Origin of the sequence: Oceaniradius stylonematis (assembly GCF_003149475.2) — a bacterium.
Classification (GTDB): Bacteria; Pseudomonadota; Alphaproteobacteria; order Rhizobiales; family Rhizobiaceae; genus Roseitalea; species Roseitalea stylonematis.
Map to the genome: position 1 here is coordinate 130956 of NZ_QFWV02000004.1, position 13798 is coordinate 144753.

The following is a 13798-nucleotide window of genomic DNA, read 5'->3' on the forward strand; positions in this document are numbered from 1 at the left end:
TGGATGCTGCCGTTAAGGCCGCTTTCAGACCTGCGGACGCATAAGGGCCGTGTTTGCAACCGGGTCGGATTTCGATGCACTTGGTATTCGCCTCTTCCCTTGTCCCGTGCGGCGCGCCCGAAAGCGGGTTCGAAATCGCCAACGCAGCCATCGTCGACGGCCTCGAGCGTGCCGGGGCGACGGTCAGCCACATCGGATTTCAATGGCCGGGCAGCAGTCTCAATGCGCCGGAACGGACCAGGAGCCTTGGCGAACTCGACGTCAAGACCGACAATGCCTCGACCCGCCAGAAACTGGCCTGGCTCGCCAGGGCGATGGCCGGCGGGCTGCCGTTCGCCTCGGCCAAGCTGCGCGTGCTTGGCGATGCGGCGTTTCGCGCCGCGCTGGACGAGATCGGGCCCTTTGACGCCGTCGTCATCAACGGCGTCGGCCTTGCCGGCGCTTTCGAAAAAGCGCTCACGGACCAGCCCTATCTTTATGTCGCGCACAATGTCGAACACCAAAGCGCGGCCGAAGCCGCCCGGCAGGCCAGCAGCCCGGTCGAACGGTTCATGTATCGCCGCGAGGCACGTCATCTGCGTGCGCTGGAAGAACGGCTCGTCGCCGGCGCGCGCCATGTCTGGACGCTGACGCAGGAGGACCGCGCAACCTTCGGGCTCGAAGGGTCGGAGCGCGCTTCGGTGCTGCCACTCGTCACGCCCCTTTCGGCGACGGCCATCCCCGCCGGCCAGCGGGTGCCCGCCTTCGATGCCGGCATGATCGGCACCTGGACATGGACACCCAACCGGATCGGGCTTGAATGGTTCCTGCAGGAGGTGATGCCGCATCTGCCCGAGCAGGTGACGATCGCCATCGCCGGGGCGCTGCCGGCCGGGTTCCCACAACGCGACAAGCGCGTGACATTCCTTGGCCGGGTGGTCGATGCCAAGCAGTTCATACGCCAATGCCGGATCGTGACGCTGACCGCCCGCGCGGGCACCGGCGTCCAGCTCAAGACGATCGAAGCGTTCGAGATGGGGCTGCCGGCCGTCGCGACGCCTTCCTCGCTGCGCGGCATCGCCGACGTGCCGGCGAATGTGCGCATCGCCGACACGGGGCGTGAATTCGGCAAGCTTCTGGCCGAGCAGATCGTCGGTCACCGCACCGGATCGGTGACCGATCTGGATGCGACCGCGTTCCGCGCCTCGCAGATCGCCGGCATGGACGCAGCAATCGCACAGGCTCTGAGCGCATTTCGGGCGGGCCATTAACGCAAACACAAGGCCGGAACGCTAGGATTGCCGCATTGCCGATGATCAGACCATAGCAGACTGGCCATGACCGACATTGCCGCGACCCATTTTGACGAGCCTGCCGGCCAGCGTGACATTTTGGGCGTTGCGGTGGCCGATCTCACCGAAAAAGGCGCGCTGGACATGGTCCATGCCGCCATCGATCGCAAGACCTATCGCCCGATCGCCTTCCTGAACGCCAACAACGCCAATATCGGGGTCGATGACGCGGCGTTTCGCGCCGTCCTCTCGCGGTTCACCGTGCTGTCGGACGGCGTCGGCGTCGATGTCGCCGCCAAGATGCTTTATGGCACGGCGTTCCGCGCCAATCTCAACGGCACCGATTTCGTGCCTGCCCTGTTCCGTTCGGCCAGGCGGCCGATGAAGGTCGGGCTTTTCGGCGCACGCCCCGGCGTCGCCGAACTGGCGGCCGGCCATTTCGGCACGGTCGATCCGCGGCACGATTACCGCGCGCTGGCCGATGGCTTCGTCGATGCGGCCGGCGAGGCCGCGCTTCTCGACACGCTGACGCAATGGAAGCCCGACATCCTTCTGGTCGCGCTCGGTGTGCCCCGGCAGGAAAAATGGATCGTCGAGCGGCTGACGCCGGATCATTGTACCGTTCCGATCGCCGTCGGCGCGCTGTTCGACCTGAGCACCGGCGAGGTGCCGCGTGCGCCGCTCTTGCTGCGGCGGGCGCGCAGCGAATGGGTCTACCGGCTGTGGCGGGAACCGCGCCGCCTCTGGCGCCGCTACATCGTCGGAAATCCGGTCTTTCTGGCCCGGGTTCTGCGCCAGCGGCTGAAGGGGAGCCACCAGCCATGACCGCCAGGACGAACGCCATCGTCACGCCGTCCCATGCGCCTGACTTCGAGCGCTGCGCGATCCTGTGCGAGAGCATCGACCGTTATGTCACCGGCTATTCGATGCATTATCTTCTGGTCGACACGATCGACGCGCCGCTGTTCCGCAGGCTCGAAGGCCCGCGCCGGCGCATCATCACCGAGACCGAATTGCTGCCCTGGTGGCTCCGGCGCGTTCCAAGTCCCTTGTCGCCGGGCGGCCGGCGCGTCTGGATCGGCCCGCGCACGCTGCCGCTTGTCGGCTGGCACGTCCAGCAGATCAAGCGCATCGCCATAGCCGGGCTGATCGACGATGACGGCCTGCTCTATTGCGATTCCGACACCGCCTTCGTGCGCCCCTACGATCTCGCCGACATGTGGGTCGGCGACGCGATGCGCTTTTACCGTCACGACCATGGCGCGCGGGAGGTCCGCGCGGGCGACCATATGGACTGGGTCGCCCATGCCGCCGACGCGCTCGGCATCGAGAAGTCTCTCCGTCAGGACCATGACTATGTCGGCCAGTTCACCGCCTGGAAGCGCAGCACAATTCTGGGCATGTGCGCGCGGATGGAGCAGGTGCACGGCCGTCACTGGGTCGCGGTGATCGGCCGCAAGCGCAAATTCTCCGAATGCATGCTCTACGGCGCCTATGTCGATGGCGTTCTGGGCGGTGCGGGCCACCACGCGGTCGACCGGCTGACATGCGAAGTGCGCTGGTTCGACCCGGCACCGAGCGATGCCGAACTCGACGCCATGATCGCCGGCCTCAAGCCGGGCCAGGTCGGCATCGGCGTCCAGTCGTTCGTGGACATGGCGCCCGAGCGCTTCCGCGCCGCGGTGCTGGGCCGGCGGGCAGCAGCGGCCTGACCGGCTTCAGACGCGGATGGCGGGCTGCGCCAGGGCGCGGTAGGTCACGGCGAACGACACCGCGTAGAGCGCGGCGAAAACCCCGTTGAGCCAGACCAGCCATTGGCCGCCGGCCCAATCGTGCGACAGAAGCAGCACCATCAGGGCCGCCTTGAGCGTGCCGACCAGCGCATAGAGCACAAGGCGTGTCACCGTCTGGCCGCGCCCGTACAGAAGCTCGGCCTGATATTCGATCAGGTTGCGCAGCGCCGGTACGAACAGGACAGCGATGACGAGCGGCGCGGCCTGGGCGACATTGTCGCCCAATATGTCCGGCTTTACGGCGAAGACGGCGGCGATCGCCAGAAGGCCCAAGGTCGAGAGCAAGAAGATACCCGCTTCGAAAAGGGCACGCATGGGCACGCTTTCGAGCAGTTGCGGGCGGCGCATCAGGCGCTGGGTGAGCAGCGTGGAAAAGGTGCGCACCGGCATCGCCGTCAGATCGACCAGCCGCATCACGATCGCATAGAGCCCGGCGAGGGCCGGCCCGCCCAGGGCGAGGACGATCAGCTTGTCGAGTTCGTTCTGGAGATAGAACAGGATTTCCGCGCCGCTGACCGAAAGCGCGTCGCGGATGCGCCGCCCGAACAGGCGCAGCGGCAGGCGCAAACGCAGCCGGGGATAGAAGACGGCCACGGCAACCAGCGCCATCAGCGCCTGGGTGACGATGTAGATCTGCGCCCAGACCATCAGATCGGGCGCGGGCGACAGCGCCAGGGCAAGGGCTGCGGCGGCCTTGGCCGAAAAGCCGAACACGATGACGATCGATGCGCGGCCGAACCGTTCCAGCCCCTTGTTGACGATGATCACCACTTCCAGCGTCCGCCAGAACAGCACTTCCGTGCCGACGATCATCGCAAAGGCGGCCAGCGGCATCGCCCCGGCAAAAAGCGCCCCATGGACGCCGAGCCCGATCGCCGCGACCAGCGGCAATGACAGCAGCAACGCGGCGATGTAGCCGCCCGTATAGGCGCCGATCAGATGCGGCTTGACGGTCGCCACCCGGTAAAGCGGCGACACGAAGCCGAAGCCCGCCAGCCGCGACAGCACGATGCCGACCGACGAGGCGGTTGCGAACAGGCCGAACTCGGCGATCGTCAGCGTGTTGGCGACGAGATAGAAATAGAAAAGCTGGATGAAGACCCGCGCGCCGTCGCCGGAGAAGGCGCGCGCATATTTGCCCGCAAGCTGGGCTGCGGTCTCCGGTCCCCCATGCGCCATGACCGGGGGCGCGCTTTGTGCGATGGCCTGTTTCACGGGCACCAGCCTTGCAGAAAACCTTTAAGATCGGGTTGTGTGGCGGGGATCGGAACCCGACCGAACTGCCGTTGCGGAAAGCGGGCGCCGACCACGAAAATTAACCTTTTGTTTCCCATGGCTCTTTAGCCTGCGTTTACCAATTCGGCCGGAATGGGCTGGCCGAGTTTTTCGTCATGCGGGCACCATGTTCGATCCTCCCTCCACCGGCGCAAGGCGATCGCTCTTGATGCGCGCCCGCGCGGACGCGGCCGAACCGGCCGAACGCGCACGGGAACAGGACAACGCCCGGACATTCCGTACGGCCCGCGCCCGCCGTGCCGCGCAAAGGCCGAACCCGCTGCTTTCGGCGCTGGCGGGCGAGCCGGAAAAGACGTCCCCGGACGCCGAGCCCGCCACAGAACATGGCGGCCGGCCGATTTCCGCCGACGACCGGCGAACGCGTCCGGCGAGGGCGACGGCCGCGACAGACGATCCGCGGCGCCAACCCGCCATGCCGCAGCCGCAGACCGGCCAACCCATGGATGGCGCCTTGATCGACCCGATCGCGATGATCGCGACGATCTGGCGCTGGCGCTTCATCATCGCCGGCCTGACGCTTGCCGGCGCGGTGCTGGGCGTTCTGGTCGCCCTTGGCACACCGCAGCGCTACACCGCCTATTCGGAAGTGCTGATCGATCCGCGCGAGGTGCAGCTTGTCGGCCGCGACCTGGAGCGCGAGTTTCTGGCCAATGAAGCCGCCTTGGCCATCGTCGACAGCCGGCTGTCGCTGGTCTGGTCGCGCCCGGTGCTCGAGCGGGTGATCGAGACCACCAACCTCGATCAGGACCCCGAGTTCAATGGCGAAGCCGGCGGCGGTGTCGGATTGCGGGACGGCATCGGGGTGATCCTGTCGCTGTTCGGCGGCGAGACGCCGGTGGAGACCAGCAACCGCGAAACGCTGGAGAATCTGCGCGACGCGATCAGCATCAACCGTTCGACGCGGACCTTCGTCATCAATATCGGTGTGGAGGCCCGGTCGGCGCAAAAGGCCGCGATGCTGGCCAACGAGGTCACGCTTGCCTTCGTCGAGGAACAGGGTTCGATCAGCTCGGACAAGGCGCGCGACGCCAACGAGGCACTGACCGGCCGGCTGGACGAATTGCAGTCCAAGGTCGAGGCAGCCGAACGGCGCATTGAGCAGTACCGGCTCGAAAACGGGCTGATGACGACCCAGGGCCGGCTTCTGAGCGAGGACGAACTGGCGACCGCCAGCGCGCAACTCGCCGAAGCCCGCGCGCTGACGATCCGTGCGCGCACCAAGGCCGAACAGGCCAGCGAGATCAGCGTCGACGCGGCCATTTCCGGATCGGTGCCGGCGGACCTGATCACCTCGTCGCTGGAGACATTCCGCGCGCAGCATGCCGCGCTGCGCCAGAGCGCGGCGCAGTTGCAAAACCAGCTCGGCCCGCGCCATCCGCGCCTTGAAGCGGCCAATGCGGCGATCGAAGCAGCGCGCCAGGACATAGCCGGCGAACTGCAGCGCATCGTGCAAGGCGCGCAATCGGAACTGCGCCGCACCGTGCAGACAGAGCAGGAACTGGCCGCCCAGGTCGCCCGCGCCAAGGCGCAAGTGAGCGAGCAGACCGATGCGCTGGTGACGCTGCGCGATCTGCAGGCCGAGGCCGAAGCGGCGCGCGCGATCTACAATGGCGCGCTGCTGCGCGCCCGCGAGACCGGCGAGATCGGCGCGCTCGGCACCGTCAACGCCGCCGTGCTCGCCGAAGCCGAACCGCCGCGCAGCGCCTCGTCCATGTCGCGCAAGACGATCGCCGTCGCCTTTACCGTCGGTCTTTTCCTCCTCGGCCTCGGCCTTGCCGCCGCAGCGGGCCTGCGCAAGGCGCTGCGCCTCGACGCGTTGACCGTTGCCGATGGCAGCGCCCCCGACCCCGGTCCCGACGCCCCCGCCCCCACTCGCAACCGCACCAAGGACACGAGCACCATGTATCCCGGCTATCCCCATGCGGCCTATGCGCCGCAGCCCGCCGCTGCCCAGCCCCAACCGGCCGCACATGCCGGCGCTCCCGGCTGGCCGCAGCAGCCGCCCGTGCCGCAAGCCTATCCGCCGGCCGCCTGGCCGCCTGCACCGCAGCCTTGGCCGACGCACGACCCTTATGCGCAGCAGCCGGGGGCATGGCAGCATCCGGCCATGCCACCGATGCCGGCACCGCAGCCACCGCATCCCGCCGTCTGGTGGCAGGCGGGATATCCCGCACCCGCTGCACCTCAGCCGGCCGCCGCACCGGCTCAGCCCGCACCTCCACAGACCGCGCCCTCGCGCGATGCCGAGGAAATGGCCGAACTGCGCAGGTCGATCGGCGAAATCCGCGATGTCGTCGAGGAACTGGCCGCGCGGCGCGGCAATGTGCGCCGTTTCGGCTAGAGCCTGCTCGCCGCCTTTCCAAAAACGCCACCTTAGGGCGTGAAAATGGTGTCGCTCGCGGCACCGTTTTTGCTTTATGCCGGTCGAACAGCACGGGGGTTGGACATGGCACAGATCATCGACGGCAAGGCGGTCGCGGCGGAAGTCACCGAAGGGGTCAAGACGGCAGCCGAGATGCTGAAGGCGCAGACAGGCATGCAGCCGGGTCTGGCCGTCGTCATCGTCGGCGAAGACCCGGCCTCCAAGGTCTATGTCGCAAACAAGGGCCGCACCGCGCGGGCCTGCGGCTTCCTGTCGGTCGAGCACGCGCTGCCGGACGACACCGGCCAGGAAGCGCTGATGGGGCTGATCGACGAACTGAACGGCGATCCGGCCATCCACGGCGTCCTGGTGCAATTGCCGCTGCCCGGCCATATCGACGAGGGTGCGGTCATCCAGGCGATCGCGCCGGACAAGGATGTCGATGGCTTCCATTTCACCAATGTGGGCAAGCTGGGCACGGGCGTGACCGACAGCGCCTTCGTGCCGTGCACGCCGGCGGGCTCGATGCTGCTGATCGAAAGTGTGCTCGGCAAGGATCTGTCGGGCAAGAACGCGGTCGTCGTCGGCCGCTCCAACATTGTCGGCAAGCCGATGTTCAACCTGCTTCTGGCCGCCAACGCCACGGTGACCGTTGCCCATTCGCGCACAAAGGACCTGCCCGGCCTGTGCCGCACCGCCGACATACTGGTCGCCGCCGTCGGCCGGCCGCAGATGATCAAGGGCAACTGGGTCAAGCCGGGGGCGACGGTGATCGATGTCGGCATCAACCGCATCGCCGCGCCCGAAAAGGGCGAGGGCAAGACGCGGCTCGTCGGCGATGTCGATTTCGATGACGCCGCCGAAGCCGCAGGCGCCATCACCCCGGTTCCCGGCGGTGTCGGGCCGATGACGATCGCCATGCTGATGGTCAACACCATCGTTGCGGCATACCGGTCGGCGGGACGCACGCCGCCCGTTTTCTGACGCGCCGGCCGGGCACCGTTCGGGGCTTGCGCGGCCCCGGCTTTGGCGTCAGTGTCCCGGGCCGTCCAACATATGTGACAGCAAGACCAGTCATGACGTCCGACGTTCCATCGCGGCATTTCGCCTTCATTCTCGCCGAGGAATTCTCCATGTTCTGCGTGTCGGCGGTGATCGACGTGCTGCGCACGGCCAACCTGGTGTCGGGCACCGGCTATTATCGCTGGTCGACGGTGTCGCACGATGGCGAGCCGGTGCGCGCGTCGAACGGGCTGACGCTGAAACCGGCCCATTCGGTCGACACGCTCGAGCCTGCCGACCTGACATTCGTCGTCGCTTCGATGACCCTCGATTTTCCGGGCAGGCAGAAGATCGTCAACGCGCTGCGCACGCTGGGACGGCGCGGGGCAAGCCTCGGAGCCCTTTCGGTGGGCAGCCACATTCTCGCCCAGGCCGGGCAGCTCGAGGGCCATCGCTGTACGATCCACTGGGAGAACCGCGCCGGCTTCCGCGAGGCGTTCCCGCACATCGAATGCACATCGAACGTCTACGAGATCGACCGGAAGCGGTACACGGCGGCGGGCGGCACGACCGGCATCGACCTGATGCTGGAGATCGTGCGCGCCGATTTCGGTGCCGAGATCACCAACAAGGTGGCCAACAACTTCCAGTATGAGCGAATCCGCAGCCATGAGGACCGCCAGCGTGTCGGCCGCGAGCCTGACCTGACGGGCAAGTCGGAAAAGCTGCGGCGGCTGACCGAACTGATGGCCGACAATCTGGAGGAGCCGCTGTCGGCTGGGGTTCTGGCGCAATCGGTGGAGCTTTCGGTGCGGCAGGTGGAACGGCTGTTCCTCAAGCATCTCGAATCGACGCCCGGGCGCTACTACATGACGCTGCGCCTTGAACGCGCCCGGCAGCTGCTGCGCCAGACCAACATCCCGATTCTGGAAGTGGCGCTGTCGACGGGCTTTACGTCGCACTCCTATTTCGCGCAGAGTTACCGCATGCAGTTCGGCCGGGCGCCGAGCGATGAAAGGCGCAAGAGTTTTTGACCACCATGGACCACAAGCCCAAGGCGGGCGTGGCGCGGCACGATCTGATCGCGCACGGGTTTCAGATCATCGGCTGGCGGGAAAAGCTGGCGCTGCCCGATCTGGGCGTCGATCGCATTCGCGCCAAGATCGATACCGGTGCGCTGACATCGGCGCTGCATGTCGACAATCTGGAGTTCTTCGCGCGCAATGACCGAAGCTGGGTGCGTTTTCATCCACCCGGCGCCAACGGTGCGCCGACGCCGGAGCCGGCCGAGGCGCGGATGCGCGAGTTCCGGGAGGTCAAGTCGAGCAGCGGCCAGGTGGAGCGGCGGTGCGTGATCGCCACGCGCTTCGTCATCGGCGCGGAGACGTTTCGCGCCGAGGTGACGCTGACCGACCGCACCGACATGGTCTACAACATGCTGGTGGGGCGCAGCGCCATGCGGATCGGCCGCCTGATCGTCGATCCGACCCGGTCCTGGATGGCAGGCAATCCCGCCTGGCCCGATCCGCCGACCGACAGGGAAACGCCATGAAAATCGTCATGCTCGCGCGCAATCCGGACCTTTACTCGCACCAGCGGATCAAGACGGTCGCCGAGGCGCGGGGGCACACGCTCGACATCGTCAACACGCTGCACTGCTACATGAACATCACCTCGCGGCGGCCTTCGGTCTACTACAATGGCGAGAAGATGACGGGCTACGACGCGGTCATTCCGCGCATCGGCGCCTCGATCACCTTCTACGGCATGGCGGTGCTGCGCCAGTTCGAGATGATGGGCGTCTATCCGCTGAACGAATCGGTCGCCATCGGCCGCTCACGCGACAAGCTGCGCTCGATGCAGTTGCTGGCTCGGGACGGTGTCGGCCTGCCGGTGACGGCCTTTGCCTACGATCCCAAACGTGCCGAGGATATCGTGCGCATGACGAGCGGACCGCCGACTGTGGTCAAGCTTCTCGAAGGAACGCAGGGAATCGGCGTCGTGCTCGCCGAGACCATGCAGTCGGCCAAGTCGGTCATCGAAGCGTTCCGCGGCGCCAAGGTGCACATCATGGCCCAGGAGTTCATCAAGGAAGCCGGCGGCACCGACATCCGCGCCTTCGTCGTCGGCGGCAAGGTGGTGGCGACGATGAAACGGACCGGCAAGGCGGGCGAATTTCGCTCGAACCTGCACCGCGGCGGCATGGCCGAGGCGATCCGGATCACGCCGATCGAGCGGGCGACGGCCGTTCAGGCCGCCAAGACCATGGGCCTGGATGTGTGCGGTGTCGACATGCTGCGCTCGAGCCACGGGCCCGTGGTGATGGAGGTCAATTCCTCGCCCGGTCTGGAAGGCGTGGAAAAGGCGACCGGCAAGGATGTCGCCGGCAAGATCATCGACCTGCTGGAAGCCAATGTGGAACGCGCGCAGGCGACGCGGCGCGGCAAGACCAAGACGCGCGGCCGCGGCTGAACGCGGGCGCGGTGCGGTGTGCTGCCGCAGCGACGGCCGGGCGCTTGCGCACGCGCAGGTTTCGCGTCAAACAATGCCCATGAACCGCTTGGCTCCCGGCAGACACGACGGTGCCCGCGCCGTCCTCGTGCGGCTGGCGCTGATCGCCGCGCTGGCGATGGCTGCGTTCGCGCATCGGCCTGCCGCCGCGACACCGACAGGCATGAGCGCTCTGGAGATGGCGCACTATGTGCTCCCGGACGGCTCGATGCCGGTCCGGTGCCTGCCTGAAGACGACGGCGGCATCTCGGGCAGCCTGTGCGAATTCTGCCTGATCGCGGGCGGAGCGGCGGTGCCGGGACCCGGCAACTGCCTTCCGGCCATGCGGCTGCGGGCGGAGACCGGCTCGCCTCTTGTCACCCGCACCGGACCGCCGATCGCAGCGGCGCATCTGGAAACGGCGCCGGTGCGCGGTCCGCCGCCCGCCGGCTGACACGCGACATCTGCCAAATCCCGATCCCTTTGCCAGTGCCGCCCCACGGTGGCCCGCACACAAACCATGAGACATCCCATGAACAAGTTCATTCTGACCGCCGCCGCCACCGTCCTGGCGGGCGCATCCGCCTTCGCCCATGAAGAACACAAGGCCGGCGATCTCGTCATCGACCATCCGGTGGCACGCGCCACGCCCGCCAACGCGCCCGTTTCGGGCGGCTACATGACCATCCGCAACACCGGCGAGGAGGCCGACCGGCTGATGGCCGGCGCCGCCGACTTCGCCGGCAAGGTGGAAATCCACGAAATGGTGATGGATGGCGACGTGATGAAGATGCGCGAGATCGAGGGCGGCGTTGAAATTCCCGCCGGCGGCGAAGTGGTGCTCAAGCCCGGCGGACTGCACGTGATGTTCATGCAGCTCGACCAGCAGCTCGAAGAAGGCGCCAAACTGCCGGCGACGCTGACCTTCGAAAAGGCCGGCGACGTGACCGTCACATTCAATGTCGAGAGCCTGGAACAGATCCGCGAACATCTGGGCGGCGGCATGGAGCACGGCTCCATGGACCAGTAGGGCCGTCCCAACCGACCGGACGGTGCGCGGCGGGGCCTATTCCGCCGCCGCCGCCATGGCCTGACGCTTTTCGTCCATCGCCTGGCGGATAATCTGGAAGGCCGAGGTCAGGAACAGGCCCGCCATGATCGCCGCGACGATCAGGTCCGGCCAGCCGGTCGCCGTGCCCCAGACGCCGAGTGCGGCGATCATCACCGCGACATTGCCGATCGCATCGTTGCGCGAACACAGCCAGACCGAGCGTACATTGGCATCGCCATCCTTGTAAGCGACGAGCAAGAGCACGCTGGTCACGTTGGCGGCAAGCGCCAGAAAGCCGATCACGCCCATGACCGGCGCCGACGGCACGCCGGCAATGAAGACGGCGTGGAATGTCGAGCCGAACACCCAGACGCCCATCGCCAGCAGGCTGACGCCCTTGAAAAGCGCGGCATTGGCGCGCACCGACAGCGACGAGCCGATCACCGCCAGCGAAATGCCGTAGGTCAGCGCATCGCCGAAGAAATCCAGCGCATCGGCCTTGAGCGCCTGCGAACCGGCCCAGTGGCCAGCGGCCATTTCGACGGCGAACATCGTCGCGTTGATGGCGATGACAGCCCACAAGCGGCGCTTGTAGTCCGCGGACATGCCGTCAAATGTCGTTTCGTGATGGCCGCAACCCGCACCCATGACCGTCTCCTTGATGTATGGACATCATCAACCTAATCTCTCTAGCGGCTATAGGTTCAAGAGGGTATTTCGATGTTCTCGATCGGCGATCTGTCGCGGCGCACCGGCGTCAAGGTGCCGACGATCCGCTATTACGAGCAGATGGGGCTGATCGCGGCGGCGGGGCGGACCGAGGGCAACCAGCGGCGCTACGACCGGGACGGGCTCGAACGATTGTCATTCATCCGGCACGCGCGCGATCTGGGCCTGTCCATCGAAGCCATCCGCGAGCTTGCCGAGCTTTCGGCCCATCCCGAAGAACCCTGCGCGGACGCGCATCGGATCGCCCGCGAGCACCGGGCGGAAATTCACGCCAGGATCGAGCGTTTGAGACGCCTTGAGGCGGAGCTCGGCCGCATCGAACAGATGTGCGATGCGGACCGGGTCGGCGAGTGCCGGATCATCGAGGCGCTGGCCGATCACGGCCTGTGTTCCGGAGAACACTGACGGTCCGCCAGGACCGCCGAGGTCCCGGGTCTCTTCGGGAGGCGTGCCTTATGCGGCGCGGCTGGCCATGATCGACTTGGGCAGGCCGGCGACCCGCTCCATGGCGATATCCGCATCGGGGAACAGATTGGCCATGTCATGGCGCGTCAGGAGCTTGACCTCTTCGACGATCGACCGTGCCTTGCGATAGTCGGGCTCGCGGTCGTAAAAGCCGAGCCTGCGCATCTGCAAAAGATGCGTGCGCCAGCGGGCCGGCAGCCACTGATAGCCCGGCACCCGGAAATGCGGCTCGAGCGGAAACCAGAAATTGGGCGTCTGGACGAAATAGCGCGGCGCCAGGCGGCGCACATTGTCGGCAAACTGGCCGATCCGGTCCCATCCGCCGACATGTTCGATGACCGAGTTGGAGTGAACCAGATCGAAGGCGTTTGCCTTGTAGCTGTGCGTGTCGCAGGCGTCGCCGGCATGGGCCTCGAACAGGCCCGTATCCCTGACCGGCACCAAGTCGCTCTCGAGATTGACCAGGTGAATCCTGACGCGCCCGCGATGGCGCGCCAGAAACTCGGCGCCGACGGTCCAGTAGATCTCGCGCCCGCCCAGATCGATGATGTCGATCGCCTTGCGGTTGTCGAGCGCCTGCTCGATCAGCGCCTCGACCCGGGCAAAACGGGCGCGGCGGAAACGGCTCTCAATGGATTCCGGGTTGGAATAGGGGTCGGCGATGGTCTCGGCGGCAAGGGTCTGGCTGGTCATCGGTTATCACTTCTCGAAAATGCGTGCGTGCCGAGCCGGCCAGCCCGACGCCAATGGCCGCCTGTATGCACGCGGAGAAACCGATTGTGAAACAAGACCTTCAGTTTGGGTTAACAATCCTGTCCCGCAAAGGCGCACCGGTCGCAACGATCACGATCGATTGCCCTTGGGTGAGCCTGCGCTAACTCCTCTTCTTCTAAGTGGAGGAAATCGACATGCACAAGACGTTGGCCGCAACGGCGGCGCTTTTCACATTGCTTTCAACCGCCGCGCTGGGGCAGGGGACGCCGTCGGCGGACGGAGCGGAGGTTTACATCGTCAATCTGGACGACGGCGCCGCCGTGCAGAGCCCGGTCAGGATCGTGTTCGGCATGCGCGGCATGGGCGTCGCGCCGGCGGGCATCGAGATGGAGGGCACCGGCCATCACCACCTGTTCGTCAACCGGGCGCCGTTTGGCGACGCGGATGCCGCCGGCAACATTCCGGCCGATGACAATCACATCCATTTCGGCGGCGGTCAGACCGAAGTGACGCTTGAGCTGCCCGCGGGCGAGCACACGCTGCAGCTCGTCACCGGCGATCACAATCACATTCCGCACGACCGGCCGGTTGTTTCGGAGACGATCACGATCACCGTTGAGTAAGC

15 protein-coding genes are annotated in these 13798 nt (G+C 66.5%); 12 read left to right on the forward strand and 3 right to left on the reverse strand.

The genetic code is table 11. The features are described from left to right. Positions 1-74 precede the first annotated feature (74 nt). From DEM25_RS04260 to DEM25_RS04270, 3 genes are all read left to right on the forward strand, one after another. Positions 75-1250: a glycosyltransferase gene (locus DEM25_RS04260; protein WP_109767763.1), complete on the forward strand. Its 1176-nt coding sequence runs from the start codon at positions 75-77 to the stop codon at positions 1248-1250. A gap of 66 nt (positions 1251-1316) precedes the next feature. Continuing rightward, complete coding sequence (locus DEM25_RS04265; RefSeq protein WP_109767762.1) at positions 1317-2096, forward strand: WecB/TagA/CpsF family glycosyltransferase; 780 nt, start codon at positions 1317-1319, stop codon at positions 2094-2096. Continuing rightward, positions 2093-2983: a DUF6492 family protein gene (locus DEM25_RS04270; RefSeq protein ID WP_109767761.1), complete on the forward strand. Its 891-nt coding sequence runs from the start codon at positions 2093-2095 to the stop codon at positions 2981-2983. Before DEM25_RS04265 ends, DEM25_RS04270 begins: the two co-directional genes overlap by 4 nt. Before the next feature lie 6 nt (positions 2984-2989). On the opposite strand, the gene DEM25_RS04275 is transcribed toward DEM25_RS04270, so the two are convergent. Next, a complete protein-coding gene (locus DEM25_RS04275) occupies positions 2990-4279 on the reverse strand; it encodes a lipopolysaccharide biosynthesis protein (RefSeq protein ID WP_245412757.1) in 1290 nt (429 codons plus the stop codon). Positions 4280-4466: 187 nt separating this feature from the next. On the opposite strand from DEM25_RS04275, the gene DEM25_RS04280 reads away from it, so the two are divergent. The 7 genes from DEM25_RS04280 (at position 4467) to DEM25_RS04310 (ending at position 11244) form a co-directional block, all read left to right on the forward strand. Next, entirely contained in the window at positions 4467-6701 is a 2235-nt protein-coding gene (locus DEM25_RS04280; RefSeq protein WP_109767760.1) for a GumC family protein, read from the forward strand. Between the two features lie 105 nt (positions 6702-6806). Further along, a complete protein-coding gene (gene folD, locus DEM25_RS04285; RefSeq protein ID WP_109767844.1) occupies positions 6807-7706 on the forward strand; it encodes a bifunctional methylenetetrahydrofolate dehydrogenase/methenyltetrahydrofolate cyclohydrolase FolD in 900 nt (299 codons plus the stop codon). Between the two features lie 92 nt (positions 7707-7798). Continuing rightward, positions 7799-8758, forward strand: coding sequence for a GlxA family transcriptional regulator (locus DEM25_RS04290; RefSeq protein WP_109767759.1), 960 nt, complete (start codon positions 7799-7801; stop codon positions 8756-8758). A gap of 5 nt (positions 8759-8763) precedes the next feature. Beyond that, the gene (locus DEM25_RS04295) at positions 8764-9276 is read left to right on the forward strand and encodes an ATP-dependent zinc protease family protein (protein ID WP_109767758.1); all 513 of its coding nucleotides are present in this window, start codon (positions 8764-8766) and stop codon (positions 9274-9276) included. Then, positions 9273-10196 (forward strand): 30S ribosomal protein S6--L-glutamate ligase, encoded by a 924-nt coding sequence (gene rimK / locus DEM25_RS04300; RefSeq protein WP_109767757.1) that lies wholly within the window; start codon positions 9273-9275, stop codon positions 10194-10196. Before DEM25_RS04295 ends, rimK begins: the two co-directional genes overlap by 4 nt. 79 nt (positions 10197-10275) lie before the next feature. Beyond that, on the forward strand, positions 10276-10668 hold the full coding sequence (locus tag DEM25_RS04305) for a hypothetical protein (protein ID WP_120222630.1): 393 nt from the start codon (positions 10276-10278) through the stop codon (positions 10666-10668). A gap of 78 nt (positions 10669-10746) precedes the next feature. After that, complete coding sequence (locus DEM25_RS04310) at positions 10747-11244, forward strand: copper chaperone PCu(A)C (protein ID WP_109767755.1); 498 nt, start codon at positions 10747-10749, stop codon at positions 11242-11244. A 36-nt stretch (positions 11245-11280) separates the two neighbouring features. On the opposite strand, the gene DEM25_RS04315 is transcribed toward DEM25_RS04310, so the two are convergent. Beyond that, positions 11281-11913 (reverse strand): cation efflux transmembrane domain-containing protein, encoded by a 633-nt coding sequence (locus DEM25_RS04315; RefSeq protein ID WP_109767754.1) that lies wholly within the window; start codon positions 11911-11913, stop codon positions 11281-11283. Positions 11914-11985: 72 nt separating this feature from the next. Between DEM25_RS04315 and DEM25_RS04320 the strand changes: the two genes are divergently transcribed. Beyond that, positions 11986-12399 carry a MerR family transcriptional regulator gene (locus tag DEM25_RS04320; protein ID WP_109767753.1) on the forward strand — a complete coding sequence of 138 codons (414 nt, stop codon included), beginning with the start codon at positions 11986-11988 and terminating at the stop codon, positions 12397-12399. A gap of 48 nt (positions 12400-12447) precedes the next feature. On the opposite strand, the gene DEM25_RS04325 is transcribed toward DEM25_RS04320, so the two are convergent. Further along, positions 12448-13152, reverse strand: a complete 705-nt coding sequence (locus DEM25_RS04325) for a class I SAM-dependent methyltransferase (RefSeq protein WP_109767752.1) — start codon at positions 13150-13152, stop codon at positions 12448-12450. A 215-nt stretch (positions 13153-13367) separates the two neighbouring features. On the opposite strand from DEM25_RS04325, the gene DEM25_RS04330 reads away from it, so the two are divergent. Continuing rightward, complete coding sequence (locus DEM25_RS04330) at positions 13368-13796, forward strand: DUF4399 domain-containing protein (RefSeq protein ID WP_109767843.1); 429 nt, start codon at positions 13368-13370, stop codon at positions 13794-13796. The last annotated feature ends 2 nt before the right edge of the window (positions 13797-13798 follow it).

Coding starts and splice junctions, on each gene's coding strand:
- DEM25_RS04260 (WP_109767763.1), top strand. CDS start 75: ATGCACTTGGTATTCGCCTCTTCCCTTGTCCCGTGCGGCGCGCCCGAA.
- DEM25_RS04265 (WP_109767762.1), top strand. CDS start 1,317: ATGACCGACATTGCCGCGACCCATTTTGACGAGCCTGCCGGCCAGCGT.
- DEM25_RS04270 (WP_109767761.1), top strand. CDS start 2,093: ATGACCGCCAGGACGAACGCCATCGTCACGCCGTCCCATGCGCCTGAC.
- DEM25_RS04280 (WP_109767760.1), top strand. CDS start 4,467: ATGTTCGATCCTCCCTCCACCGGCGCAAGGCGATCGCTCTTGATGCGC.
- folD (WP_109767844.1), top strand. CDS start 6,807: ATGGCACAGATCATCGACGGCAAGGCGGTCGCGGCGGAAGTCACCGAA.
- DEM25_RS04290 (WP_109767759.1), top strand. CDS start 7,799: ATGACGTCCGACGTTCCATCGCGGCATTTCGCCTTCATTCTCGCCGAG.
- DEM25_RS04295 (WP_109767758.1), top strand. CDS start 8,764: ATGGACCACAAGCCCAAGGCGGGCGTGGCGCGGCACGATCTGATCGCG.
- rimK (WP_109767757.1), top strand. CDS start 9,273: ATGAAAATCGTCATGCTCGCGCGCAATCCGGACCTTTACTCGCACCAG.
- DEM25_RS04305 (WP_120222630.1), top strand. CDS start 10,276: ATGAACCGCTTGGCTCCCGGCAGACACGACGGTGCCCGCGCCGTCCTC.
- DEM25_RS04310 (WP_109767755.1), top strand. CDS start 10,747: ATGAACAAGTTCATTCTGACCGCCGCCGCCACCGTCCTGGCGGGCGCA.
- DEM25_RS04315 (WP_109767754.1), bottom strand. CDS start 11,913: ATGGGTGCGGGTTGCGGCCATCACGAAACGACATTTGACGGCATGTCC.
- DEM25_RS04320 (WP_109767753.1), top strand. CDS start 11,986: ATGTTCTCGATCGGCGATCTGTCGCGGCGCACCGGCGTCAAGGTGCCG.
- DEM25_RS04325 (WP_109767752.1), bottom strand. CDS start 13,152: ATGACCAGCCAGACCCTTGCCGCCGAGACCATCGCCGACCCCTATTCC.
- DEM25_RS04330 (WP_109767843.1), top strand. CDS start 13,368: ATGCACAAGACGTTGGCCGCAACGGCGGCGCTTTTCACATTGCTTTCA.